Below are 25,115 nucleotides of genomic sequence, written 5' to 3' on the forward strand. Positions count from 1 at the left end.
CGGCAGAAGGCCACTGGACCCCGGCGTGCGCCGGGGAGACGATTGTGCGTGTGGCGTGGGGGAGCACTCCGTCGTAGCTTTGGCTTGAAGCTGCAGTTTCGCAGGGAGTGTATTCATTGCCATGCACCTCCCCTTAGCACTGTCATTGTGGCGAACGCCGCAATCCAGTGTCTGTGGTTTTAGCCGGAGCCCAAACAGGAAAGCCACTGGCCCCCGGCGTGCGCCGGGGAGACGATTGTGCGTGTGGCGTGGGGGAGCACTCTGTCGCTGTTTTTACTTGAAGCTGCAGGTTCGCAGGGCACTCAATCAATGCCATGTGGCTCCCCCTCGCACCGTCATTGTGGCGAACGCCGTAATCCAGTGTCTGTGGTTTTAGCCGGAGCCCAAACAGGAAAGCCACTGAGCCCCGGCGTGCGCCGGGGAGAAGATTGTGCGTGTGGCGTGGGGGAGCACTCTGTCGCTGTTTTTACTTGAAGCTGCAGGTTCGCAGGGCACTCAATCAATGCCATGTGGCTCCCCCTCGCACCGTCATTGTGGCGAACGCCGCAATCCAGTGATGTGATGGACGCCCCCCTACGATACGGCGTCAAATGCGCCAGAATTAAGTTGCGACACATAATTCAGAGAGGAGCATCCATCATGTCTATTAAAGCCATTGGAATTGATTTAGCCAAGAGTGTTTTTCAGGTTTGCGTTCTGTTGGAGGATGGCTCCATCCTTTGGAACCGCAAGGTCAAAAGAGAAAAGCTGCTTCACACACTCCTTGAATTTCCAACGGGTACACTAGTGGCCATGGAGTCTTGTGCTCGCTCTCACTATTGGGGAAGGCAGCTTCAGCAGGCTGGTTACCAGGTGAAGCTCATCCCCGCACAACACGTAAAACCCATGGTGTCTGCGCAAAAGAACGATGCCAACGATGCATTGGCCATTTGCGAGGCAGCCTTCCGGCCTAAGCTGCATCCCGTCCCCATAAAGACCATTGAGCAGCAAGACATTAAGGCTCTGCGTTGCGTCCGGCAGAGAATGGTCGAATACAGAACGGCTCTGGCCTGTCAGATACGCGGCTTGGCAGGGGAATATGGCGTTAACTTCAGTACCGGGATAAAGCTGCTGAGAAATCAGTTACCCGAATCCGTTGAAGATGGCGATAACGGTCTGAGCTTTGTCATGCGGGGGCTGTTGCTGCGGATAGAGCGGGAGCTCAAAGCTCTGGATGAGGAAATCAAAGCCATAGAGCAGGAGATTCATCAGCTGTGCAAACAGCAGCCGCGCTACCAAATTTTGCAGAGCATTCCGGGGTTCGGCCCCATTGTCGCGGCGGCTTTCGTCAGTGAAGTGGGTGACGGTCGGCAGTTTTCTAATGGCCGTCAACTGGCGGCTTGGTGTGGCTTGGTTCCAAAGCAGCACAGCACTGGAGGCAAAACTAGATTGGGCAGCATCACCAAGGCAGGAAACAAGCAACTACGAGTGCTGTTAATTCACGGGGCAAGAGCGGTCTTCGCTCATGTGGCCAAACGAGATGACAGGCTGGGGAGATGGCTGAGCAACCTGATAGCGCGTCGGGGCAAGTGCAAGGCAATCGTGGCCCTGGCCAATAAATTGGCCCGGATTGCCTGGAGCATGACGGTCAGCGGAAACCAATTCGAGTTGACCCACGCTTTCACAGTTTCTAAATAACCACATCCTCCACTCAGAAAGAGGAATAGAGGGTACCAAGCAACCTGAGTTTGCATAGCTTGATGAAAAACGGTTATCCGGCCTGGCAAGAGCCTGACATAAGACCGACAGAGAATGTCGTTCCAGCGTGAAGGTGGCCAGGTTCGGACCACATTGTGGCGCTACCTCTCGAAGGTAATACAGACGCCGAATATACGTCCGCAAACCGATCTCATCAATGTCTTGCAACTGCAGGGGCGTCCATATACGTCTTTGGTTTTTGTCGAAGCCCGAGCAGGAAAGCCACTGGGCCCCGGCGTGCGCCGGGGAGACGATTGTGCGTGTGGCGTGGGGGAGCACTCCGTCGCTGTTTTTACTTGAAGCTGCAGGTTCGCAGGGCACTCAATCAATGCCTCGCACCGTCATTGTGGCGAACGCCGCAATCCAGCGTCTGTGGTTTTAGCCGGAGCCCAAACAGGAAAGCCACTGGGCCCCGGCGTGCGCCGGGGAGGCGATGGTGCGTGTGGCGTGGGGGAGCACTCCGTCGTAGCTTTGGCTTGAAGCTGCAGGTTCGCAGGGCACTCAATCAATGCCATGTGGCTCCCCTTCGCACCGTCATTGTGGCGAACGCCGCAATCCAGCGTCTGTGGTTGTAGAGGGGTGAAAACAATAAAAAAGCCACCGCTTAGGGTGGCTTTTCTGTTTTCAGGCTAGAGCTTACAGAGCGCTGAGCTGTTGCTTCTGCTCTTCCAGCTTGGCGATGTCGCGCTTGGCTTCATCCAGCTTGGCTTGCTCCTTGGCGACAACGGCCTCGGGGGCCTTGGCCAGGAAGCCCTGGTTGGAGAGCTTCTTCTCAACACGCTCGGCGTCCTGAGCCAGCTTGGCGATCTGCTTGTCGATACGGGCCATTTCGGCTTCCACGTCGATCAGGCCGGCCATGGGGATCAGCAGCTCCATCTCACCAATCAGCTGGGTGGTGCACATGGGCGCGTCGCCAGACAGCTCGGTGATGGACTCCAGGTTGGCCAGCTTGGTGAGGAAGGTGCTGTTGGTGTCGATGCGAGCCAGATCCTGAGCGGAGGCGTTCTTCAGCAGCACGTTCAGTGGCTTGGATGGCGCCACGTTCAGCTCACCGCGGATGTTACGCACCGCGACGATGAACTGCTTCACCCACTCCAGATCGGCGTGAGCCTCTTCGTTCACCAGAGAAGCATCGAAGCTTGGGAACTCACGCAGCATGATGGTATCGGCTTCGATGCCCATCAGCTTGGAAACGGTCAGCCAGATCTCTTCGGTGATGTAAGGCATCAGCGGGTGCAGCATGCGCAGCATCCCTTCCAGCACGGTCATCAGGGTGTGGCGGGTACCGCGCTGCTGGGCGTCGCTGCCAGATTGCAGAACCGGCTTGGTCAGCTCCAGGTACCAATCACAGAACTGGTTCCAGGTGAACTCGTAGGCGATGTTGGCGGCCATGTCGAAACGGTAGCCTTCCATCGCTTCACGGATGTTCTTCACGGTGTCGTTGTACTGGGCCAGGATCCAGCGATCCGCCAGGGACAGCTCCATCTCGCCACCGCCAAAGCCACAGTCGTGCTCTTCGGTGTTCATCAGTACGAATCGGCTGGCGTTCCACAGCTTGTTGGCGAAGTTGCGGTAACCCTCCAGGCGGTTCATATCCCAGTTGATGTCACGACCGGTGGAGGCCATGGCTGCCAGGGTGAAACGCAGGGCGTCGGTGCCGTGTGGGGCGATGCCATCCGGGAACTGCTTGCGAGTGGATTTCTCGATCTTGGCGGCCAGCTGCGGCTGCATCATGTTGCCGGTGCGCTTCTCAACCAGGGATTCCAGGTCGATGCCGTCGATCATATCCAGAGGGTCCAACACGTTACCCTTGGACTTGGACATCTTGTCGCCGTTTTCGTCACGAATCAGGCCGGTCACGTACACGGTCTTGAACGGAACCTGTGGCTTGCCGTCTTCGTCCTTGATGAAGTGCATGGTCATCATGATCATCCGGGCAACCCAGAAGAAGATGATGTCGAAACCGGTTACCAGCACGTCGGTGGGGTGGAAGGTCTTCAGATCTTCCAGGTTGTCCGGCCAGCCCAGGGTGGAGAAGGTCCACAGGGCGGAGGAGAACCAGGTGTCCAGTACGTCGTCGTCCTGGCGCAGGGCCACGTCGGCGGCCAGGCCATTGGCGGCGCGCACTTCGTCTTCGGTGCGGCCTACGTAGACCTTGCCAGACTCGTCGTACCAAGCCGGGATGCGGTGACCCCACCACAGCTGACGGGAGATGCACCAGTCCTGGATGTCGCGCATCCAGCTGAAGTACATGTTCTCGTACTGCTGAGGCACGAACTTGATGTCGCCGTTTTCAACGGCTTCGGTGGCGGTCTTGGCCAGAGGGGCGGCGCGCACGTACCACTGGTCGGTCAGCATCGGCTCGATCACCACGCCGCCACGGTCGCCGTAAGGCACCTGCAGCACGTGGTCTTTGATCTCTTCCAGCAGACCCAGCTCTTCGAATTCGGCCACTACGGCTTTACGCGCCTTGAAGCGCTCCAGGCCGTGGTATTTCTCGGGCAGCTCGGTGGTGTAGACGTCGGAGGCTTCACCGTTGAAGTCGAACACTTCGGCGGCGTCACGGATGTCGCCATTGAAGGTCAGGATGTTGATCATCGGCAGCTTGTTGCGTTTACCCACTTCGTAATCGTTGAAGTCGTGGGCCGGGGTGATCTTCACACAACCGGTGCCCTTCTCCATGTCGGCGTGCTCGTCGGCGACGATGGGGATGCGACGATTAACGATAGGCAGGATGATCTCTTTGCCAATCAGATTTTTGTAGCGAGGGTCTTCCGGGTTTACCGCCACGCCGGTGTCGCCCAGCATGGTTTCCGGACGGGTGGTGGCCACCACGATGTAATCTTTGCCGTCGGCGGTCTGAACGCCATCCGCCAGAGGGTAGCGGAAGTGCCACATGAAGCCCTTCTTCTCCTTGTTCTCTACTTCGAGATCGGAGATGGCGGTGTGCAGCTTGGGATCCCAGTTCACCAGGCGCTTGCCGCGGTAGATCAGGTCATCTTCGTACAGGCGTACAAACACCTCCTGAACCGCCTTGGACAGGCCTTCATCCATGGTGAAGCGCTCACGGTCCCAGTCTACGGACGCGCCCAGGCGACGCAGCTGCTGGGTGATGGTACCGCCGGACTCGGCTTTCCATTCCCACACCTTGTCAATGAAGGTTTCACGGCCCAGTTCCTGACGGGTGATCCCCTGAGCGGCCAGTTTGCGCTCGACCACCATCTGGGTGGCGATACCGGCGTGGTCGGTACCCACCTGCCACAGGGTGTTTTTGCCCTGCATCCGCTGGTAGCGGATCATGGTGTCCATGATGGTGTCTTGGAACGCGTGGCCCATGTGCAGGCTGCCGGTGACGTTCGGCGGCGGGATCATGATGCTGTAGGCGTCTTTGCTGGTGTCGCCGTGGGGCTTGAAGTACCCGGCATTCTCCCAACGCTGATAGTGGCGCTGTTCGATGGCGTTGGGGTTGTAAGTCTTATCCATGGGTGTTCCGAAATCAGTGAAAACTAAAGCGGCTGCGCAGCCAGGTCATGGGTGGTCAGTTCCACCCCCATCTGGCGGTAAGCGCGGTAACGCTCACGGGCCAGGGCCTTGGCATCGTCGGCAGCCGGGACAAAATCGAAAATTTGCGCAAATTCTACCGCAAATTGGGGCGCTTTGGCGGCCAGGTTGATTAAAACCGGCCGTTTTTTTGAGCTGAACTGGCCATTATGGCCAATTTCCACCGGGGCACCACCCCGGGGACCCTCTCCCACCAGGTTGTGGGGGACGAAGCGATCGGCATCGAACTGCCACAGGGTCTCATCCATCTGCTCTGCCTGGGCCTGGTCCTCGCAGTGGAGGTAGACAGGTTTGCCTTGCCGGTAGCAGTTGGCTGCCAGCTGGCAGGCCAGGCTCAGGTGGGCGCTCAGGGCACCGTCGGCGTTGGCATCGATGAGATAGAAGGTGGCGTTGGCCATGCAGTTCGGCTCCTGTCAGCTCAGCCCCAAAGGGCGAACGGAGTATTCTATCGCGTCGAGGCGGCGACAGAAACAGAAAAGGCGGGGAGAACCCCGCCTTTTTCAGTTGGTCAGGCCCAAGGCCTTATTCTACGTCCAGCTCACCGGTGCGGGAGAGCAGGAACTGGGTCAGCAGAGGCACAGGGCGACCGGTGGAGCCCTTGTTGGCGCCACTTTCCCAGGCGGTACCGGCGATGTCCAGGTGGGCCCAGCTGTACTTCTTGGTGAAGCGGGACAGGAAGGCCGCGGCGGTGATGGTCCCGGCGGGACGACCACCCAGGTTGGTCATGTCGGCGAAGGGGCTCTTCAGCTGCTCCTGGTAGTCTTCCCACAGGGGCAGACGCCAGCAACGGTCACCGGACTGTTCACCGGCGTGCTGCAGGTCGTGGGCCAGGGAGTTCTGGTTGGAGAGCAGGCCGGAGGCGTGCTTGCCCAGGGCGATGACACAGGCACCGGTCAGGGTGGCGGTGTCGATCACCAGCTCGGGGTCGAAACGCTCCACGTAGGTGAGGGCGTCGCACAGCACCAGGCGGCCTTCGGCGTCGGTGTTGAGCACTTCGACGGTCTGGCCGGACATGGTGGTGAGGATGTCACCGGGGCGGTAGCTCTTGCCGTCGGGCATGTTTTCACAGCCGGCCAGAACGAAGACGATGTTGGCTTTGAGGTCCAGCTCGCACACGGACTTCAGGGTACCCAGTACGCCGGCGGCGCCGCCCATGTCGTACTTCATCTCGTCCATGCCTTCGCCAGGCTTGAGGGAGATGCCGCCGGAGTCGAAGGTCAGGCCCTTGCCCACCAGCACGATGGGACGCTGGTCCTCGTCGCCGCCCTGGTAGTGGCAGACGGTCATCATCGACTCGTTCTCACTGCCACGGCCCACGGCCAGGTAGCAGTTCATTCCCAGTTCGGCCATCTGCTCTTCGCCGATCACCTCGACCCGCAGCTTGTCGTACTGCTCGGCCAGTTGGCGCGCCTGGCTGGCCAGGTAGGCGGGGTTGCAGATGTTCGGTGGCATGTTGGCCACGTCACGGCACATCTTGCTGCCGGCGGCCACGCCCAGACCATGGGCAATGGCTTTCTCACCCACGGTCAGCTCGCGACGGGTGGGCACGTTGAACACCATCTTGCGCAGAGGGCGACGGGTCTCGTCTTTCTTGCTCTTGAGCGCATCGAAGGTGTACAGGGTGGATTGGGTGGTCTCAATTGCCTGGCGCACCTTCCAGTAGGTGTCGCGACCCTTAACGTGCAGTTCGGTCAGGAAGCACACCGCTTCCATGGAACCGGTCTCGTTGAGGGTGTTGATGGTCTTGGCGATGATCTGCTTGTACTGGCGCTCATCCAGCTCGCGCTCTTTGCCACAGCCTACCAGCAGTACCCGCTCAGAAAGCACATTGGGTACGTGGTGCAGCAACAGCATTTGACCGGGTTTTCCTTCAAGATCGCCGCGGCGCAGCAGGTTGCTGATGTAGCCGTCGCTGATGCGATCCAGTTGTTCTCCTACAGCGGACAGGCGGCGCGGTTCGAAGACACCTACAACGATGCAGGCGCTGCGCTGTTTTTCTGGGCTACCGCTTTTTACACTGAACTCCATGCCATCTCCCGGTTTCGTAAAGACAAAGCGTATGAATTGTTAGATAATGGCCCCTTTATCGGCTCCTGACAGCATCATTGCGGAACTCCATCTGCTAAACTGGGGTCCGCCCCGATGTTGCCCCCTTAAATAATAGGGGATAAGGGCCCGGGCTGGTTACAAAAACATCTGAAAGTAACCAGTTTACTTAAATAACGTCTCGTTTCCAGAGAAATTACAAGTTTGCTAGTTGAGCACAGACTTTGATTATCTTTCGCTACTTGTTGAAGGAAGCGTTCAGAGCACAGATTGCCGTGCTGGCCGTGCTGGTTTCCATTTTCGTAAGTCAACAGTTCGTTCGCATCCTGGCGGACGCCGCCGAAGGTCAGCTTCCCGGGAAGCTGATCACCACCCTGGTGGCGCTGAATATGCCCGAACTCTTGGCGCTTATTTTGCCGCTGTCCCTGTTCCTGGGGATCCTGCTGGCACATGGCCGTCTCTACGCCGACAGTGAGATGACGGTGCTGCACGCCGTGGGGGTGTCCGAGTGGTACGTCACCCGGGTGACCCTGGTGCTGGCGCTGATCATGGCGATCGTCTCCGGCTTTATCTCCATCAAGGTGGCGCCCTGGGCCAAGGAGACGGAGTACCAGGTGCTGGAGAAGGCCGAATCTGAGGCAGGGCTGGCGGCCCTGGTGCAGGGCCGGTTCCAGCAGGCATCCAACGGTAAGGCGGTGATCTACGTGGAAGGCTTGTCCAAGGGCAAGCTGGAGAACGTGTTCGTGGCCATGCTGCCCCCCAATGATCAGCCGGACAGTGGAACCTCCATCGTGATGGCCAACGGCGGTGCCATGGTGGAGGAGCGCGACGGCTCCCAGCGACTGCAGCTGAGTGAGGGCACCCGCTACAACATGATTGCCGGCTCTCCCGAGTCCAATCAGATCGGCTTCGATACCTATCAGATGGAGATCCGCGAGCAGGAGGTGGACAAGAAGCGCCGCAAGCTGTCCGCCTACTCCATGCAGCAGCTGCTGGATGAGGGCACGCCCCACGCCTGGGCGGAGATCCACTGGCGGCTGGCGGTGCCCATCGCCATTCCCCTGCTGACCCTGATTGCGGTACCCATGGCCCGCACCAATGTGCGCCAGGGTAAGTTTGCCAAGATGATGCCGGCGATCCTGATGTACCTGGGGTACTTCGCCCTGATGATGGCCGGTCGCAAGGCCATTGAGGATCAGGTGATTCCCGCCGCCATCGGCATGTGGGGCATCCATCTGGCCGCCCTGGCCATCGGGGTGATATTGGTGGGCAAGGGCCGGCCTACGGGCAAGAAGATTGCCGCCAAGCTGGTGAGGGCCAAGTGATGATCAAGATTCTTGACCTCTACATCGGCCGCACCATCATCAACACCTCGGCCCTGTGCCTGCTGGTACTGACCGGCCTGTCCGGGCTGATCAAGTTTGTCGACCAGCTGCGCTACGTGGGCCGCGGCGACTTCGACATCTTCGACGTGGGCCTCTATGTGCTGTTCCTGGTGCCCCGGGACATCGAGATGTTCTTCCCCATCGCCGCCATGCTGGGTGCCCTCATCGGCATTGGCATGCTGGCCTCCAGCTCTGAGCTGGTGGTGATGCAGGCGGCGGGGATGTCCAAATTCCAGATCACCCTGTCGGTGATGAAGACCGCGGTGCCGCTGATGCTGACCATCATGCTGGTGGGCGAGTATGTGGCACCGGCCTCCGAGGCCACCGCCCGGGAGATGAAGGCGCAGAAGATCTCCGGCGGTAACCTGATTGGCGGGGCCCGGGGCTCCTGGGCCAAGGATGGGGACAGCTTCGTGAATATTGGCACGGTGCAGGACACCGGCCATCTGCAGAACGTCACCATCTACCACTTCGATAAATCTCGCAACCTGGACAAGGTGACCTTCGCCAAGCAGGCGGTGTTTGACGGCGATGCCTGGCGCATCATCGACATCACCGACACCCTGATGGAGGAGAAGCAGGTGACGGTGACCGAGCGGGAGCAGGATCGCTGGAAGTCCACCCTGACCCCGGACAAACTGCAGGTGGTGACGGTGCACCCAGAGTCGCTGTCCATCAGCGGTCTGCTGGATTATCTGGATTACCTCAAGGTGAATCAGCAGGACCCCACCCGCTATCAGCTGGCGCTGTGGCGCAAGGTGGGGCAGCCGGTGACCGTGGCGGTGATGATGCTGCTGGCGCTCTCCTTCATCTTCGGTCCGCTGCGCAGCGTGACCATGGGGGCGCGCATCCTGTTGGGGGTGGTGACCGGCTTCAGTTTCTACCTGGCCAGCGAGATCTTCGGCCCCATGAGCCTGGTGGCCAACCTGCCGCCCTTCCTGGGGGCGTTTTTGCCCTCCATGCTGTTTGCCGGAGTGGCCATCTACCTGCTGCAGCGGCGCTAGTTCCACTACACTCAAGGCTGGCAAAGGCCGGTTTAGAACTGGAAGAGGGAGCCCCGGGGCTCCCTCTTTGAGTTAAGTCATTTTGTGGAAGGCAATCATTACCATGACGGCACTCGTCAGGGCGATCATGGTTCCCAAAAGGCCGATACTGTCATCGGCAGTAATCTGAAACACCTGGGTCAGATAGCCACCAAAGATGGCACCTCCAACGGCCAAACCGATTGTCATTGAGGGGCCAAATCCCCGGGTGCCTCTTAGAGTCCACAGTGCCCAGCCGCCTACCACTACGCCGGCCACTATCCAGGTCAGGATAACCATGGGACCTCCTAAGGTGCGACGCGCCAATGGCGCGCCACCTGTAAGCATAGCCCTATCAGGAGCCCATGCGAGCCCGATTTTGCTCCAGGGTCAGCTCCACCATTTCACTGTGACTCCACTTGTCGTGCAGGGCGCGTTTGTCCGAGCTGAGCAGCATGGTCAGGGTCATCAATCCGAACAGGGAGGTGAGGGTGCGCACCAGGCCCTGCTGCCAGCTGATGAGGCTGCCGTCGGTGTTCTGCAGCTTGAGGCGCCAGGCACGCATGCCTATGGTCTGCCCAGACTTTTGCCAGAAGTAGCAGAAGAAGGCCATCACGCCTCCCAGCTTGAACAGCTCATTGACCAGGGTCCAGAAACTGCTGTGCTGCAGGACGTCGACGGCGTGTTCCTGCCCCAAGGTATCCACCATGCCATTGGCCACCAGGATGCCGAACAGGGCGAAGAACAGGGCACCTACGGCCATGTAGATGGCAAGGGCAACCAGGGCGTCGTAGATAAGGGTCGCCAGGCGGCGTTTCAGGCTGGCTCTGGGGGCATTGGCGTGGGGATGCATAACTTGTCCTAGTTCGAATTCTGGCGGCAGTTTACCAGAGAAAGAGGGGGTTACGCAGTTTGTGATAAATCTCTCGCTTCATTCAGTAAAACTGTGATTCCGGCTGGGTAATAGCTAATTCCGTGATCCCGAACTTGCGTCGGTGCTGATGTGGTTGCGGCTCACAAAAAACGTGACATTCTTGTTACCCAATTAATGAATTCTACTGATGTTTGTGCAAAAATGGTGCAAATCAAGTACATGTTTGGTTCGGCGCTAAATTAAGCCTGAATTAAGTCGCTTTTCTTTTGTACGACGCATTTTTTGCAACTTATTGATATAGAAATAATTGATGTTTAGCTTCGCCTGGGCGCCCCGTTAGAGGGCAAGTCAGCTGGTTGGATCTCTGTCAAGAATGGAATTCACCAGCCGATATCAAGGATGTGCCCAGCAATGAATTGTCATAAATCAGTCACATAACCAGTGCTCGAAATTATGGCGATTTCTGTCGAATGGATCACCCCAGTTGACCGTGCTTGAGGGAGAGCTTCCTCATAATTTTTATCGGTCGTGTAACTAAATCAGTTGCTGCAGTAGGTGGAGAAGATATATGAAGCGACTCGGATTGATGGGAAAGATGTTGCTCCTGGCAACCCTGCCTCTGGTGATTACCCTGGTGGTGGTGACCGCAGGCTCCATCTACTTCAAGGAGCAGACCCTTGAGAAGCAGGTGGCGACCTTTACCGAAGATCTGCGCCACGAGAAGATGGCCCAGGTGAAAGACGCGGTAACCATCGCCATCGGCACCGTCCGCAATCAGATCAAGGCGCAGCCTCACCGTGACCCCCTGGACGTGGTGCGAGACACCCTGACCCAGGTGAAATTCGGCGATGGTGGTTACTTCTTCCTGTACGACATGGAAGGCACCAACATGTTCCATGCCCTCAAACCTGAGGTAGAGGGCAAAAACCTTATCCACCTGAAAGATCCCAACGGCACCCCCTTTATCGTCGAACTGATCAACGCCGCCAAGGCCGGTGGTGGCACCTCCTCCTACTTCTATCAGAAGCCGGGCAGCGACAAGCTGGTGGAGAAGGTGAGCTGGGTTGAGCCCTTGAATGAGTATGGCTGGTGGCTGGGTACCGGTGTCTATGTGGACGAGATCGACGCCGCCGTGGACGCCTTCCGTACCGATGCGGAGGCCCGCGCCCAGGAGGAGACCCTGACCAACATCATGATCTCCCTCGGCATCATGGCACTGGCTATTGTCGCCATCGTCTACGTGTCCCGTCGCACCGTAGCGCCGGTGAACGCCATGCTGGTGAACCTGCAGGAGATCGCCCAGGGTGAGGGTGACCTGACCAAGCGTCTCGAGGTGAAGGGCCAGGATGAGATCGCCAAGCTGGGCGAAGCCTTCAACCAGTTTACCTCCAAGCTTCAGGAAACCATCAGCGAGGTGGCCGACGCGACCGAGCAGGTGGGCATGGCCGTGGACAGCATCAACGATCAGACCTCGACCATCAGTCGTCAGCTGGCCACCCACAATGACGAGACCGAGCAGGTGGTGACCGCGGTGACCGAGATGAGCACCGCCGCCGCCCAGATTGCCGGCAACGCCAACCAGGTGGCAGACGCCACCCAGGCCGCCGCCGATGACGCCGGTACCGCTCAGAACAAGCTGGGCCACTCGGTGACTTCCATCAATGCCCTGGTGGGTGAGGTGGACCTGGCGGCTCAGCACATCGACCGCCTCAACGAGCAATCCACCAAGATCCACAGCGTCCTCGGGGTGATTGGCGACATCGCCGATCAGACCAACCTGCTGGCCCTGAACGCCGCTATCGAGGCCGCCCGGGCCGGTGACCAGGGTCGAGGCTTTGCGGTGGTGGCCGATGAGGTACGGGGCCTGGCCAGCCGTACCCAGACCAGCACCCTGGAGATCAAGGAGATGCTGGACGAGTTGCATCAGTCTGTATCCAAGGCGGTAGAGACCATGAGCAACAGCCAGCAGAACTGTGAGACCACGGTGAGCTCCTCCTCGGAGATCACCACCAGCCTGAACGCGGTCTCCGGTGCGGTGAACGAGATCAACGACATGACCAGTCAGATCGCCACCGCCGCCACCGAGCAGAGCTCGGTGACCGAGGAGATCAACCGCAACATGGTGGCCATCCGCGATATCGTTGGCGAGCTGGTGCACGCCAGTGAGGAGTCCGCCCAGATCTCCGATCAACTGGGGATGTCCGGTCAGAAGCTGCGTCAGTTGGTGGGCCAGTTTAAGGTCTAACCCGCTTCAGCATTAGAAAAGCCCCGCATTGAGTGCGGGGCTTTTTTGTTTTTGCGGCTTTAAAAGTTATTCAGGAAGTAGGGAATCATCAGGGCGTTGGCCAGATCGATGAAGAAGGCGCACACCAGGGGCACCACGATGAACGCCAGCTGGGAGTTGCCGTACTTGTGGGAGACCGCCGACATGTTGGCCATGGCGGTGGGGGTGGAGCCCAGGGAGATGCCGCCGAATCCGGCGCACACCACGGCGGCGTCGTAGTTTTTGCCCATGGCCGGGAACACCACCAGCAGGTTGATGGCGATGGCCACCAGGAACTGGGCGCCGAGAATGGCGAAGATGGGCCCGGCCAGGTCCACCAGGGTCCACAGCTGCATGCTCATCAGCGACATTGCCAGGAAGGTGCCCAGGGAGATGTCGGCAATCAGCGCCAGGGCCGGCTTACGGGCAGGCCACTGACTGCCGCTGATGCGGGGGAAGTTCTTGGGCATCAGGTTGGTGATGGCGATGCCGGCAAACAGGCAGGTGACGAACAGGGGCAGTTGCAGTCCCAGTTGCTGTATCCCTTCGTTGAGCAGGAAGCCGGCGATGATGCACAGGTGGATGGCGTAGATGGCATCGAGGAAGTCGAAGGCGTCGATGCGGCTGTCGTCCTCCTCTGCCAGGCCCACGTTAGGCTGCTCGTGCTCCGCCGGCTTGAGGTTGTGGCGGGTGATCAGGAATTTGGCAATGGGGCCGCCCATCAGGCTGGCCAGGATCAGGCCGAAGGTGGCACTGGCGATGCCGATCTCCATGGCGCTGGTGATCCCGAAACGCTCGCCGATGGAGGGGGCCCAGGCGATGGCGGTACCGTGACCGCCGATGAGGGAGACGCTGCCTCCCAGCAGTCCCACGGGGGCATCCAGGCCGAACAGGGCGGCGACACTGATGCCGGTGAGGTTCTGCAGCACCATGTAACCTATGGTGACCGCCAGCAGGATGATCAGTGGTTTGCCCCCCTTAAGCAAATCCCCCAGGCTGGCGTTGATGCCGATGGTGGTAAAGAAGTAGACCAGCAGGACGTCGCGGGCGTTGAGGGTGAACTCCACCTCGATGGAGGTGAGCATATACACCAGGGTCAGCAGTACGGAGAACAGCAGGCCGCCGGTAACCGGCTCCGGTATGCTGAACTCGCGTAGAAAGCCGATGCCGGCATTGAGACGCCGCCCGATGAACAGGACGAAGATGCCGATGGTGATGGTGAAAAAGGGGCTGATGGTAAGGACGTTACCCTCAAGGACTAGGTCCATATGTGTTCTCCGACTCCTTGGACGCCTTGCGCACTGTGCGCAAGTAACAGAGGCGCCTCACTGGCACCACCCTCCAAGCTAGCACAGATTATGAGCAAGTTAACCTGCATCTCCCATGAACCGGAATAGCGAATTTTGTTTGGGGGGGCGGTGGGCCACAAGAGCCCAGCTGGCCGGTGTTTGCCCCATGGACGAATTCTATCCAGTTGATGCAATGGGGGTTGCGCCGAATCGCAGGGGGTCTATAATGCAAACCCTCTATGCCGAGGTGGCGGAATTGGTAGACGCAGCGGATTCAAAATCCGCCGGTGGTGACACCTTGAGGGTTCAAGTCCCTCTCTCGGTACCAAACATAGAGAAAGGCCCTGACGAAAGTCGGGGCCTTTTTCGTTTCAGCGCGTTTTCATCATCACTTATTTCGCTGGGGTGTCCGCCGTACTCTGCTATCAATCATGAATCGCTCGTTTCGGTGGCTATTCCTTCCGCAGTCACCCTCTATCTTCTGGCTGGCATTCTGGGTACCTCGCTTTCGGTCAGGCCGACCTATCCGGTATGGCCTGATCCGATCAGTTGGAAAAAGATCATTAAATATCAGTACTATCCGCTAGTGATTTGGATGCCATTGTTAACGGTTGGCTGAATTTCAATCGTCCGGTTTCGGAAAAAGCGACATTTCGGATACCTTTTCTCTAACATTAGGTTTCAGCTCACAGTTATTCAGTTTCCAGTAGGTTAGCTTTGCCTACTATGGCCGAGCTACGCCTGTTCGACCCGGATTCCCGGGGATTCAGTTAGCTCGCCGCCTGAAGAATTTCGGCAGAGAGGTCGCCGCGACTGCCTCTCGTGCCCTTAGCTGTTCAGTCGCGGGGGAGAGTCCATGATCCGCCTGGCAGAACTTAAAATCCGCCCAAAACTCATAGGTTTGCTCTTTATCACCGGGGTGATTCCCATGGTGATTGTGACCTTTATTGCCAGCCGTCTGGCCAATGAAGCCTTGATCAACCAATCCTTCGACCAGCTCAATGCGGTGCAGTCGATTCGTAAGGCCAACATTGAAAACTATTTCGATGAGCGTCTGGCGGACATTCGGGTGCTGTCTGAGTCGGAGCGCATTCAGAATTTGTTGCGGGAGCTGGACGAGGGCAGCCTGACCCGGGAGCGTCGTCAGGAGTTTGACGTGGCCCTGGAAGCCTACATTCAGGCCTATGGTTACAACAACCTCTACCTGATCGACGGCAGCGACGGCAGAGTGGATTTCGCCCTGACCCTGAGAGAGCTTGAGGGACGAGGCTTGCAGAGCGGCGTGCTGAGAGGCAGCGGCCTCAATCAAGCCTGGACCAAGGTGACCACCAGTGGCGATGCCGTGGTGGTGGACTTTGCCCCTTTCGAGCCCAACCAGGGCAGTGAGACGGCGTTTCTGGCCCAGCCCATTTTCGATCATCAGCAGCGCATCGTGTCGGTGCTGGTGCTGCAGCTGACCCCGGAATTTGTCACCGGCATCGTTGATGCCCGCGATGGCATGGGGGAGACCGGTGAGTCCTACCTGATGGGGGTCCATGGTGACGGTGAGCGCTATGAGTTCCGCAGCAACATGCGCACCATGGGCGATGGCAGTTACGTGGTGGGCTATGCCCTGGCCCAGCCCCTGGACTACTGGCGCAAGGCGGCGGAGATGGGTACCCGCGGCGGCTTCGACACCTTCATCGACAGTGCCGGCATTCCGGTGCTGGTGAGCTACAACCGGCTGGCGATCCCCGGCCTGCAGTGGTACCTGATCTCCAAGGTCAACGAGGATGAGGTGACCCAGCCCATCCTGGATATCTACACCCAGGTGGTGATGACCGCCGCCCTGGTGCTGCTGTTCATCGGCGGTGCCGCCTTCCTGTTCTCCCGCACTTTGACCCAGCCGCTGATCGACGGCATGGAGTTCGCTCAGAAGATCGCCCGCGGCAAGCTGGGCGCCAACCTGCCCGAGGCACGCAGCGATGAGCTGGGGGATCTGGCCCGGGCCCTCAATGGCATGGCCAGAGACCTGAGAGACCAGCATTGGCTGGTCTCGGGTAAGGAGACCCTGGATGACCAGCTGCGGGGCGACCTGCAGATGGAGGAGCTGGCGGGGCGCTTCATTACCCAGTTCTGCAAGCACATGGATTGTCAGCTGGGGGCGCTCTACCTGCTGGATGACGACCGCATGCTGGGCCTTCAGGCCAGTTACTCCTTCACCGACCGACAGGGCAACTTCAACCGCATCGCCCTGGGTGAGGGGATGGTGGGCCAGTCCCTGCTGGAGGAGGAGGTGATCTGCTTCTCCAGAGTAGAGCGGGCGCCGGTGTTGAACTTCGGTGCTGGCGAACTGATCCCGGAACATTTCATGGCCATCCCCATCAGCGTCGATGGCCATAAGCTGGGGGCGGTGCTGTTGGGGGCCACCACGCCGTTCTCCTCTTTGCAGCGCAAGTTTATCGATCAGGTGATGTCCAATGTGGGCATCCTGTTCAATGCCGCCAACGCCCGCCAGGTGATTGATCAGCTGCTGGCCCAGGCCCAGGAGCAGCAGCAGGCCCTCAAGGTGACCAATGAGGAGCTGGAGGAGCAGACCGATGCCCTGCGCCGCTCCGAAGGGGAGCTGCAGGCCCAGCAGGAGGAGCTGCGGGTGGCCAACGAGGAACTGGAGGAGCAGGCCAAGGTGCTCAAGCAGTCCGAGGCGGAACTCCAGGCTCAGCAGGAGGAGCTGAGGGTCACCAACGAGGAGCTGGAGGAGCGCTCCAAGGCGTTGGAGGAGCAGAAGGAGGCGATGGAGGCCAGCAACCACCAGTTGCAGCAGGCCCAGAAGGAGGCCCGCGACAAGGCCAGTGAACTGGAGGAGGCCAGCAAGTACAAGTCCGAGTTCCTGGCCAACATGTCCCATGAGCTGCGCACCCCGCTGAACTCCATCCTGATCCTCTCCCAGCTGTTTGCCGGCAACAAGGAGGGCAACCTCAACGACAAGCAGATTGAGGCGGCCAGGGCGATCAACTCGTCCGGGTCGGACCTGTTGTCGCTGATCAACGAGATTCTCGATCTGTCCAAGATTGAGGCGGGCAAGGTGGAGCTGATGGTCGAGGAGGTGGGGATCGATTCCCTGTTTGCCGACCTGGAGCGGCTCTACCGGGAACTGGCCACGGACAAGGGGCTGGATTTCCAGCTGAAGGTGCAGGGAGCGGTACCCGATACCCTGCACACCGACTCCATGAGGCTGCAGCAGGTGCTGCGCAATCTGCTGACCAACGCCTTCAAGTTTACCCATGAGGGCGAAGTGAGCCTGACCCTCTCCAGCCCGGACCCCAAGTGGTGCCTGGAGCGGGGCATCAACGGCGAGGGTTGCATCGCCTTTGCGGTGAAGGATGACGGCATCGGCATCTCCAAGGACAAGCAGCAGGCGATCTTCCAGGCGTTCCAGCAGGCGGATGGCAGCACCAGCCGCAAGTATGGTGGCACCGGCCTGGGCCTCTCCATCACCAAGGAGCTGACCCGCCTGCTCGGTGGCTCCATCCACCTGGAGAGCGAAGAGGGACAGGGCAGCTGCTTTACCCTGGTGCTGCCCCAGGGCGGTCCCAAGCTGCCGGACAATGCCGAGCCTCAGCCCAGTGCGCCGGCCCTTGAGCTCAAGCCTCAGCCGTTGACCGAGCCCGCGCCCGCGCCAATGGCCCCGGTCGTCCCTGCACCCAAGGTGGTCCAGACGCCCCCCGGGGATGACAGCGAATACATCAGTGATGACCGCAAAGGCTTGAGCGAAGAGGAGCGCAGCCTGCTGATCATCGAGGATGACAAGGCGTTCGCCAAGGTGATGCGCGACTTCGGCCGCGAGCGCGGCTTCAAGTGCATCGTCGCCTCCGACGGTGAGACCGGCCTGCACTTCGCCGATTACTACAAGCCCAGCGCCATCATCCTGGATATCGGCCTTCCGGGGATCGACGGCTGGACGGTGATGGAGCGGCTGAAGGAGAACCCGACCCTGCGCCACATCCCGGTGCATTTCATGTCCGCCAACGACAGCACCCTGGATGCCATGCGCATGGGGGCCATCGGCTACCTGACCAAGCCGGTGAACCTGGTGGAGATGGAGAGCGCCTTTGGCAAGATTGAGGAGATCATCTCCAAGCCGGTGCGCAAGCTGCTGCTGGTGGAGGACGATGATCTGCAGCGTCACAGCATCCAGGAGCTGATTGGCGACGGTGATGTCAGCATCACCGCCGTGGGCTCCGGCCGGGAGGCCCTGGAGGAGCTGGAGCACCAGGGCTATGACTGCATGGTGCTGGACCTGGGGCTGGAGGACATGTCCGGCTTCGAGCTGCTGGACAAGATCCGCCGCAGTGAAACCGCCGCCAGGGTGCCCATCATCATCTACACCGGCCGCGACCTGACCCGTGAGGAGGAGAAGGAGCTCAACCGCTACGCCGAGAGCATCATCATCAAGGGGGTGAAATCTCCCGAGCGTCTGCTGGATGAGTCTGCCCTGTTCCTGCACCGGGTGGAGGCGGATCTGCCCGAGGAGAAGCGGGGGATGCTCAAGTCAATCCACCACAAGGAGTCGGCCCTGACCGGCAAGCAGATCCTGTTGGTGGACGATGACATGCGCAACGTCTTTGCCCTCTCCAGTGTGCTGGAGGAGAAGGGGATGGCGGTGACCATCGCCCGCAACGGTTTCGAGGCCCTGGAGAAACTGGAGGAGATGGAGCAGGTGGACGGTGTGCTGATGGACATCATGATGCCGAAGATGGATGGCTATGAAGCGATGCGTCAAATCCGCCAGCGCAGCGACTGGGCCAAGCTGCCCATTATCGCCCTCACCGCCAAGGCGATGAAGGGGGATCGCAGCAAGTGCATCGAAGCCGGTGCCAGTGACTACCTAGCCAAGCCGGTGGATACGGATAAGCTGCTGTCGATGTTGAGAGTGTGGTTGTACTGATGAGTGAGATGGTAACCGTTGCCGATGAGCAACTGGAGATAGACCTGCTGCTGGAGGCGATCTTCCGCAAGTATGGCTATGACTTCCGGGATTACGCCGGGGCGCACACCAAGCGCCGTTTGGATCTGCGCCGCGCCCGGGAGGGGATGGCCAGCTTCTCGGAGATGCAGCACAAGGTGATCCGCGAGCCGGACTTCTTCAATAAGCTGCTGCTGGATCTCTCCATCAATGTCACCGAGATGTTCCGCGACCCCTGGTTCTATCAGAAGGTGCGCGAGGTGGTGGTGCCTCATCTGCAGACCTACCCCTTTATCAAGGTGTGGCACGCGGGCTGTTCCTCCGGCCAGGAGGTGTACTCCATGGGGATCCTGCTGGAGGAGGAGGGGCTCAAGGAGCGGGTGCAGATCTACGCCACCGACTTCAACGAGCGGATTCTGGAGAAGGCCCGTCAGGGGATCTACCCGATGAACCTGGTGCGGGAGTACACCGCCAACTATCAGAAGGCGGGGGGCACAGGCTCCTTCTGCGATTACTACACCGCAGATTACGACAGCGCGGTGATCAAGAGCCGGCTGCGGGATAAGGTGCTGTTCTCCTCCCACAACCTGGTGACCGACAGTGTGTTTGGCGAGATGAATCTGATCTTCTGCCGAAACGTACTGATCTACTTCAACCGGGAGCTGCAGAGCAAGGTGCTGAAGCTGTTCTACGACAGCCTCTGCCCCGGCGGCTTCCTCTGCCTGGGGTCCAAGGAGAGCATCCGCTTCTCCGAGGTGGCGGACAAGTTTGAGGTGGTGTCTGAGCGGGAGCGCATCTATCGCAAGAAGCGCCTGCCATAGGGGAGAGAATGAAGTCGGACTCTGACTACAAAGCGGTGGTGATCGGGGTGTCTGCCGGAGGCCTGGCGGCCCTGGAGAAGATCCTGCCCAAGCTCAAGGGGAGCTTTCCCCTGCCGGTGCTGATCGTTCAGCACGTGGGGCCGGTGTCCGACAGCTATCTCCCCATCCACTTCAGCATGCGCTGCGCCCTGCCGGTGTACGAGGCCGAGGATAAGCAGCCCATTGAAGCGGGCACCATCTATTTTGCTCCACCCAACTATCACCTGATGGTGGAGCTGAAGCACACCCTGGCCCTGAGTACCGAGGACAGGGTCAATTTCTCGCGGCCGGCGGTGGATGTGCTGTTTGAAACTGCCGCCGATGCCTATGGTCCGGGCCTGGTGGGGGTGATCCTCACCGGCTCCAACGGCGACGGGGCTGCGGGAATGGCAAGGATAAAACAGCGCGGGGGGCTGCTGGTGGTGCAGAGCCCCGAGAGCGCGGAAGCGCCACAGATGCCGATGGCGGTGCTGGAACGGGTCGAGGTTGACCACCAGCTGTCTCTGGATGAGATCGGCCACTTTTTAAATTCACTGAGTAGCGACTAGTTATGGGTATTCCCAAGATACTGATAGTGGACGACCGACCCGAAAACCTGCTGACCCTGGAGGGGCTGCTGGAGGGGTTCGATGCCGAGTTGGTTCGGGCCACCTCGGGCGAACAGGCCCTGGCCCACACCCTGGATCATGACTTTGCCCTGATCCTGCTGGATGTGCAGATGCCGGGGATGGACGGGTTCGAAGTGGCGGAGCTGATGCGGGGCAACAGCAAGACCAAGCATATCCCCATCATCTTCGTCACCGCCTCCTACAAGGCGTCGGAGCACGTCTTCAAAGGCTATGAATCCGGTGCGGTGGATTACCTGCTTAAGCCACTGAACCCGATGATGTTCCGCAGCAAGGTTGGGGTGTTTCTCGAGCTGTATGCCCAGCGAGAGGCCCTGTCTGAGAAGACCCAGGAGTTCGATCGCAAACTGGTGGAGCTGGAGGAGTTGCAGCAGCAGTTGGAGGAGACCAACGAGCAGCTGTTGATGCTCTCCACCACCGATGGCCTCACCGGCCTGCTGAACTGGCGCCGCTTCGATGAGCTGCTCAACGAGGAGTGGAAGCGCGGCAGCCGTACCCAGCGTTCCCTCTCCCTGGTGCTGATGGACATCGATCACTTCAAGGCGTACAACGACACCTATGGTCACCAGCTGGGCGACGACTGCCTGAGGGAGGTGGCCTCCACCCTGGTGAAGATCCCCATGCGCGCCATGGACAAAACCTCCCGCATCGGTGGTGAGGAGTTTGCCGTGTTGCTGCCGGAGACCGACTGCAGTGGTGCCATGGAGGTGGCCAACCGCATCCGTGAATGCGTCGATGCCCTGAACAAGCCACACCGCAGTTCGCCCACGGCGGAGAACGTCACCATCAGCGTGGGGGTGGCCAGCATGGTGCCTACCCTGGACGATCCGGCAAGAAAGCTGCTGGAGATGGCGGACGTGGCCCTGTACGAAGCCAAGAGCGAGGGGCGCAACCGTTGCTGCTGCCACGAGTGCAGCCTGGTGACCCCGGCATAGCCCGCCTTAAGCTTGCGGCAGATCAAACTTAGTGAGGTTCCTGCCCAGAGTGAGCGCTGATCGATTGTATGACGATTTTTAAATGAGTAATATTTTGCTCGTTTACTCATCGACGGAGCGTTCCATGTCCCAGTTTCTTCGCGCCGGTCTGCTGACCGCCTCCCTGATCAGCGGTGCCGTCAGCGCCCACTTCCAGGAACTGATCCCTCAGTCCGATTCCCTGAACGCCGTCAGTGGCGGCCAGGTGCAACTGGCGCTGACCTTTACCCACCCCATGGAGCGCGGTCCGGCGATGGCCATGGGCGCACCGGTGCAGTTTGGCGTGGTCGGCCCCCAGGGCAAGCAGGACCTGATGAAACGCCTCACTTCGACCCAGGTGGACGGTAAGCAGGCCTACCTGGCGGACTACCGGGTCACCCGTCCTGGCGACTACCTTTTCTATCTGGAGCCTGCGCCTTACTGGGAACCCGGTGAGGGTAAGATGATCATCCACTACACCAAGGTGGTGGTGGATGGCTTCGGTGCCCTGGAGGGCTGGGACCAACAAGTGGGGCTGCCGGTAGAGATTGAGCCTCTGAGCCGCCCCTACAGCCTGTGGACAGGTAACCTGTTCCAGGGCGTGGTACGCCATCAGGGTGAACCGGTTCCCTTCGCCGAAGTCGAGGTGGAGTGGCGCAACGACGGCAGCGTCACTGCCCCGTCCGACGGCTATGTCACCCAGGTGATCAAGGCTGACGCCAATGGGATGTTCAGCTACGCCATGCCCAAGTCCGGCTGGTGGGGTTTCGCGGCCCTGCTGGAAGCGGATAAGCCGATGACCAACCCCGAGGGCCAGCAGGTGCCCGTGGAGCTTGGCGGCCTCATCTGGGTGCACGCCCGGGATATGAAGTAGGAGATAACCATGGCCCACATCCCAGACGGGGTACTCTCTCTGCCGGTATTGGCTGCCTCAGGTGTGGTGGCCGCCGGCCTGACCCTGGTGGCGGTGAAGCGGATGAACTACGACCGTATCCCCCAGGCGGCGGTGCTGGCGGCGGCGTTCTTTGTCGCCTCCCTGGTGACGGTACCCGTGGGCCCCTCCAGTGTTCACCTGATCCTCAATGGCCTGATGGGGGTGCTGCTGGGCTGGGCCGCAGTGCCCGCCCTGTTGGTGGCCCTGTGTATGCAGGCGGTGTTTTTCGGGTATGGTGGTCTGTCGGTGCTCGGGGTCAATGCCCTGAACCTGGCGTTGCCGGCACTGCTGTGTGCCTGGTTTATCGCCCCCAGGCTGCGCGCCGCCCAGGGGCGGGCCGTGCTCTATTGGGGGGCCGCCGCCGGCGCCCTGGGCGTGGGGCTGACCGGGGTGATGGTGATGTTGTCCCTGGTGGCCAGCGGTCCTGAATACCTGCCGGCGGGGCGGGTGGTTCTGGTGACCTATTTGCCCCTGCTGCTGGTGGAGGCGGCGGTGACCGCCTGGGCACTGAGTTTTATGAAACGGGTGGCACCTGAGTTGCTGACCCCGGGAGAGAACGAATGAGATCTTGGATTCTGGGCCTGGCCCTGGTGATGAGCTGCGCCGCCCAGGCACACCTGCTGAAGGTGTTTGCCTATGGTGAAGGAGGCCGGGTACACGGGAGTGTCTACTTCGCCGGCGGCGGCCCGGCCACCGGGGCCAGTGTCCAGGTGCTGGCCCTCGACGGCTCGGTGCTGGCGACCTTGAGCCCGGATGAGAATGGCGAGTTTGTCTATCAGCCCGAGGCGCCCCGGGATCTTGAACTGCTGGTGGATACCGGTGACGGTCACCAGGTCCGCTGGCCGGTGAGTGCCGATGAACTTCAGGGGGTATTGCCGGCCCCACAACCTGGCCAAACGGTTGCCCCGGAGGCGGTGAACCAGCAACAGCTGCTGTCGATGATCGAGCAGGCGGTGGCCCGTCAGGTGGGGCCCCTGCGTCAGGAGCTGCAGCAGGCTGAGGACAGGGCCAGGTTGTCTGACATCCTTGGTGGTCTGGGGATGATCTTTGGCATCGCCGGCCTGGCGATGTGGTGGCGGGGCCGCCGGTGAACGACGGCCTCTGGCTTAGAAGCCAGCAACCCCGCTGGCTGGAGCGCAGTGACCCCAGATTGAGGGTGCTGTGCGCCCTGGTGTTGCTGACGGTGACCCTGGGGCTGAGTCATCCCCTGCCTCTGCTGCTCTCTTTGGGGTTCGCCCTGAGCCTGGTGCCCCTGGTGGGCCTCTCCTTCAAAGCCCTGTTCAAGCGCCTGCTGGCGGTAGAGGGGCTGATGATCCTGCTATTGGTCTCCCTGCCCTTTACCCTGCCCGGAGAGCCCCTGTGGCAAGGGCTGGGCCTGACTCTGACCGCTGAGGGTCTGGAGCGGGCCCTGGTGGTGCTGCTCCGTGCCAACACCATGGTGGTGGGGATGCTGACCCTGCTGGGCAGCATGGAGCCTGAACGCCTGGGTCACGCCCTGGGCCGTCTGGGGGTGCCGGACAAGCTGGTGCACCTGTTCCTGATGACGGTACGCTATCTGTTCGTGCTGCTGGAGGAGTACCGGCGCCTGCGTCAGGCGATGCGCGCCCGCGCCTTCAAACCTGGCAGCAACCTGCACACCTGGCGCACCCTGGGCTGGCTGATTGGCATGCTGCTGATCCGTTCCATGGAGCGCTCTACCCGGGTGCTGGCGGCCATGCGCTGTCGTGGCTTCCAGGGGCGTTTCTATCTGATCCACAAAGGGGAGTGGCAGGCGATGGACAGCCTGCACCTGGCCCTGTTTACCTCCCTGGCCCTGAGCCTGAAACTGCTGGAGCTACAGTTATGAGTCACCCACTGATTGAACTGCGCGATCTGGCCTTCGGCTACGGAGAGCGACCCGTATTCCAGGGGGTGAACCTGACCCTGAACCCCGGTGAGCGGCTGGCCCTGGTGGGGGGCAACGGTGCCGGCAAGTCCACATTGCTGCAGCTGGTGGTGGGGCTGCGCCGCCCCCGAGAGGGCCAGGTGCTGGCCTTTGGCCAACCCTGCTCTGACGAGGCGGCTTTCCATCAGATGCGCAGTCAGGTGGGGCTGTTGTTTCAGGACTCCGATGACCAGCTGTTCTGCCCGACGGTGATCGAAGACGTGGCCTTCGGTCCCCTGAATCAGGGGATGGACCAGAAGGAGGCCACCGCCCTGGCCAGGGAGACCCTGGCCAGCCTGGGTCTGGAAGCCTTCGCCGATCGCATCACCCATCGCCTCTCCGGCGGCGAGAAGCGGCTGGTGGCCCTGGCTTCGGTGCTGGCGATGCGTCCCAAGGTGCTGCTGCTGGACGAGCCCACCAACGGCCTGGATGAGCAGGCCCAGCAGCGACTGCTGGAGCGGCTTCAGGGGCTGGATCTGGCGATGATTCTGGTGTCTCACGACAAGTCGGTCATCGAGAAGCTGGCCAACCGGGCGGTGATCCTGCAGCAGGGGGAGTTGCTGGAGGCGGTGATGCACAGCCATCCCCATCAGCACACCCACAGCCATCTGCATATCCACCCCAAGCGGGAGCTGGAGAGCGACCACAGCCACCCCACTCCGGCTCACAGCGACCACCACAACGCCGGCAACTGAT

Annotated in this window: 19 protein-coding genes and 1 tRNA gene; 14 read left to right on the top strand and 6 right to left on the bottom strand. The window is 60.3% G+C overall.

The features are described from left to right. Positions 1–639: 639 nt before the first annotated feature. Positions 640–1,677, top strand: coding sequence for an IS110 family RNA-guided transposase (locus QUE41_RS02180; protein WP_286341310.1), 1,038 nt, complete (start codon positions 640–642; stop codon positions 1,675–1,677). Positions 1,678–2,373: 696 nt separating this feature from the next. Here the strand turns inward: QUE41_RS02180 and QUE41_RS02185 are convergent. The 3 genes from QUE41_RS02185 to pepA all read right to left on the bottom strand — a co-directional run bounded on the left by QUE41_RS02185 (position 2,374) and on the right by pepA (position 7,326). Continuing rightward, positions 2,374–5,220, bottom strand: a complete 2,847-nt coding sequence (locus QUE41_RS02185; protein ID WP_286341328.1) for a valine--tRNA ligase — start codon at positions 5,218–5,220, stop codon at positions 2,374–2,376. A gap of 23 nt (positions 5,221–5,243) precedes the next feature. Next, positions 5,244–5,696, bottom strand: a complete 453-nt coding sequence (locus QUE41_RS02190) for a DNA polymerase III subunit chi (protein WP_286341329.1) — start codon at positions 5,694–5,696, stop codon at positions 5,244–5,246. 124 nt (positions 5,697–5,820) lie between these two features. Next, positions 5,821–7,326: a leucyl aminopeptidase gene (gene pepA, locus QUE41_RS02195; protein WP_286341330.1), complete on the bottom strand. Its 1,506-nt coding sequence runs from the start codon at positions 7,324–7,326 to the stop codon at positions 5,821–5,823. A 242-nt stretch (positions 7,327–7,568) separates the two neighbouring features. Between pepA and lptF the strand changes: the two genes are divergently transcribed. Beyond that, positions 7,569–8,669, top strand: a complete 1,101-nt coding sequence (gene lptF, locus QUE41_RS02200; RefSeq protein WP_286341331.1) for an LPS export ABC transporter permease LptF — start codon at positions 7,569–7,571, stop codon at positions 8,667–8,669. A 2-nt stretch (positions 8,670–8,671) separates the two neighbouring features. Beyond that, positions 8,672–9,733 (top strand): LPS export ABC transporter permease LptG, encoded by a 1,062-nt coding sequence (gene lptG / locus QUE41_RS02205; protein ID WP_286342891.1) that lies wholly within the window; start codon positions 8,672–8,674, stop codon positions 9,731–9,733. Positions 9,734–9,805: 72 nt separating this feature from the next. On the opposite strand, the gene QUE41_RS02210 is transcribed toward lptG, so the two are convergent. Further along, entirely contained in the window at positions 9,806–10,051 is a 246-nt protein-coding gene (locus QUE41_RS02210) for a GlsB/YeaQ/YmgE family stress response membrane protein (protein ID WP_286341332.1), read from the bottom strand. 55 nt (positions 10,052–10,106) lie between these two features. Then, positions 10,107–10,604, bottom strand: coding sequence for an RDD family protein (locus QUE41_RS02215; RefSeq protein ID WP_286341333.1), 498 nt, complete (start codon positions 10,602–10,604; stop codon positions 10,107–10,109). A 589-nt stretch (positions 10,605–11,193) separates the two neighbouring features. Between QUE41_RS02215 and QUE41_RS02220 the strand changes: the two genes are divergently transcribed. Next, positions 11,194–12,870, top strand: a complete 1,677-nt coding sequence (locus tag QUE41_RS02220) for a methyl-accepting chemotaxis protein (RefSeq protein ID WP_286341334.1) — start codon at positions 11,194–11,196, stop codon at positions 12,868–12,870. 59 nt (positions 12,871–12,929) lie between these two features. On the opposite strand, the gene gltS is transcribed toward QUE41_RS02220, so the two are convergent. After that, positions 12,930–14,156, bottom strand: a complete 1,227-nt coding sequence (gene gltS / locus QUE41_RS02225; RefSeq protein WP_286341335.1) for a sodium/glutamate symporter — start codon at positions 14,154–14,156, stop codon at positions 12,930–12,932. Positions 14,157–14,418: 262 nt separating this feature from the next. On the opposite strand from gltS, the gene QUE41_RS02230 reads away from it, so the two are divergent. From QUE41_RS02230 to QUE41_RS02275, 10 genes are all read left to right on the top strand, one after another. Continuing rightward, positions 14,419–14,505 (top strand) — tRNA-Leu (locus QUE41_RS02230). Between the two features lie 528 nt (positions 14,506–15,033). Continuing rightward, complete coding sequence (locus QUE41_RS02235) at positions 15,034–19,104, top strand: response regulator (protein ID WP_286341336.1); 4,071 nt, start codon at positions 15,034–15,036, stop codon at positions 19,102–19,104. Further along, entirely contained in the window at positions 19,104–19,943 is an 840-nt protein-coding gene (locus tag QUE41_RS02240; RefSeq protein ID WP_286341337.1) for a CheR family methyltransferase, read from the top strand. Before QUE41_RS02235 ends, QUE41_RS02240 begins: the two co-directional genes overlap by 1 nt. A gap of 8 nt (positions 19,944–19,951) precedes the next feature. Further along, a complete protein-coding gene (locus QUE41_RS02245; RefSeq protein ID WP_286341338.1) occupies positions 19,952–20,530 on the top strand; it encodes a chemotaxis protein CheB in 579 nt (192 codons plus the stop codon). A gap of 26 nt (positions 20,531–20,556) precedes the next feature. Beyond that, positions 20,557–21,543: a diguanylate cyclase domain-containing protein gene (locus QUE41_RS02250; protein ID WP_286341339.1), complete on the top strand. Its 987-nt coding sequence runs from the start codon at positions 20,557–20,559 to the stop codon at positions 21,541–21,543. A 124-nt stretch (positions 21,544–21,667) separates the two neighbouring features. Further along, on the top strand, positions 21,668–22,435 hold the full coding sequence (locus QUE41_RS02255) for a DUF4198 domain-containing protein (RefSeq protein ID WP_286341340.1): 768 nt from the start codon (positions 21,668–21,670) through the stop codon (positions 22,433–22,435). 9 nt (positions 22,436–22,444) lie between these two features. Then, positions 22,445–23,059, top strand: coding sequence for a cobalt transporter CbiM (cbiM, locus tag QUE41_RS02260; protein WP_286341341.1), 615 nt, complete (start codon positions 22,445–22,447; stop codon positions 23,057–23,059). Beyond that, positions 23,056–23,586: a NikL family nickel/cobalt ECF transporter subunit gene (locus QUE41_RS02265; protein WP_286341342.1), complete on the top strand. Its 531-nt coding sequence runs from the start codon at positions 23,056–23,058 to the stop codon at positions 23,584–23,586. The genes cbiM and QUE41_RS02265 overlap by 4 nt, the downstream gene beginning before the upstream one ends. After that, positions 23,583–24,341 (top strand): cobalt ECF transporter T component CbiQ, encoded by a 759-nt coding sequence (gene cbiQ, locus QUE41_RS02270; RefSeq protein WP_286341343.1) that lies wholly within the window; start codon positions 23,583–23,585, stop codon positions 24,339–24,341. Before QUE41_RS02265 ends, cbiQ begins: the two co-directional genes overlap by 4 nt. Next, a complete protein-coding gene (locus QUE41_RS02275) occupies positions 24,338–25,114 on the top strand; it encodes an energy-coupling factor ABC transporter ATP-binding protein (protein WP_286341344.1) in 777 nt (258 codons plus the stop codon). Before cbiQ ends, QUE41_RS02275 begins: the two co-directional genes overlap by 4 nt. Position 25,115: the final 1 nt, after the last annotated feature.

The sequence above is a fragment of the Ferrimonas sp. YFM genome (assembly GCF_030296015.1).
Taxonomy (GTDB): Bacteria; Pseudomonadota; Gammaproteobacteria; order Enterobacterales; family Shewanellaceae; genus Ferrimonas.

Coding starts and splice junctions, on each gene's coding strand:
- QUE41_RS02240 (WP_286341337.1), top strand. CDS start 19,104: ATGAGTGAGATGGTAACCGTTGCCGATGAGCAACTGGAGATAGACCTG.
- cbiM (WP_286341341.1), top strand. CDS start 22,445: ATGGCCCACATCCCAGACGGGGTACTCTCTCTGCCGGTATTGGCTGCC.
- QUE41_RS02255 (WP_286341340.1), top strand. CDS start 21,668: ATGTCCCAGTTTCTTCGCGCCGGTCTGCTGACCGCCTCCCTGATCAGC.
- QUE41_RS02245 (WP_286341338.1), top strand. CDS start 19,952: ATGAAGTCGGACTCTGACTACAAAGCGGTGGTGATCGGGGTGTCTGCC.
- QUE41_RS02215 (WP_286341333.1), bottom strand. CDS start 10,604: ATGCATCCCCACGCCAATGCCCCCAGAGCCAGCCTGAAACGCCGCCTG.
- QUE41_RS02180 (WP_286341310.1), top strand. CDS start 640: ATGTCTATTAAAGCCATTGGAATTGATTTAGCCAAGAGTGTTTTTCAG.
- QUE41_RS02190 (WP_286341329.1), bottom strand. CDS start 5,696: ATGGCCAACGCCACCTTCTATCTCATCGATGCCAACGCCGACGGTGCC.
- QUE41_RS02220 (WP_286341334.1), top strand. CDS start 11,194: ATGAAGCGACTCGGATTGATGGGAAAGATGTTGCTCCTGGCAACCCTG.
- pepA (WP_286341330.1), bottom strand. CDS start 7,326: ATGGAGTTCAGTGTAAAAAGCGGTAGCCCAGAAAAACAGCGCAGCGCC.
- gltS (WP_286341335.1), bottom strand. CDS start 14,156: ATGGACCTAGTCCTTGAGGGTAACGTCCTTACCATCAGCCCCTTTTTC.
- QUE41_RS02235 (WP_286341336.1), top strand. CDS start 15,034: ATGATCCGCCTGGCAGAACTTAAAATCCGCCCAAAACTCATAGGTTTG.
- QUE41_RS02185 (WP_286341328.1), bottom strand. CDS start 5,220: ATGGATAAGACTTACAACCCCAACGCCATCGAACAGCGCCACTATCAG.
- QUE41_RS02275 (WP_286341344.1), top strand. CDS start 24,338: ATGAGTCACCCACTGATTGAACTGCGCGATCTGGCCTTCGGCTACGGA.
- QUE41_RS02210 (WP_286341332.1), bottom strand. CDS start 10,051: ATGGTTATCCTGACCTGGATAGTGGCCGGCGTAGTGGTAGGCGGCTGG.
- QUE41_RS02265 (WP_286341342.1), top strand. CDS start 23,056: ATGAGATCTTGGATTCTGGGCCTGGCCCTGGTGATGAGCTGCGCCGCC.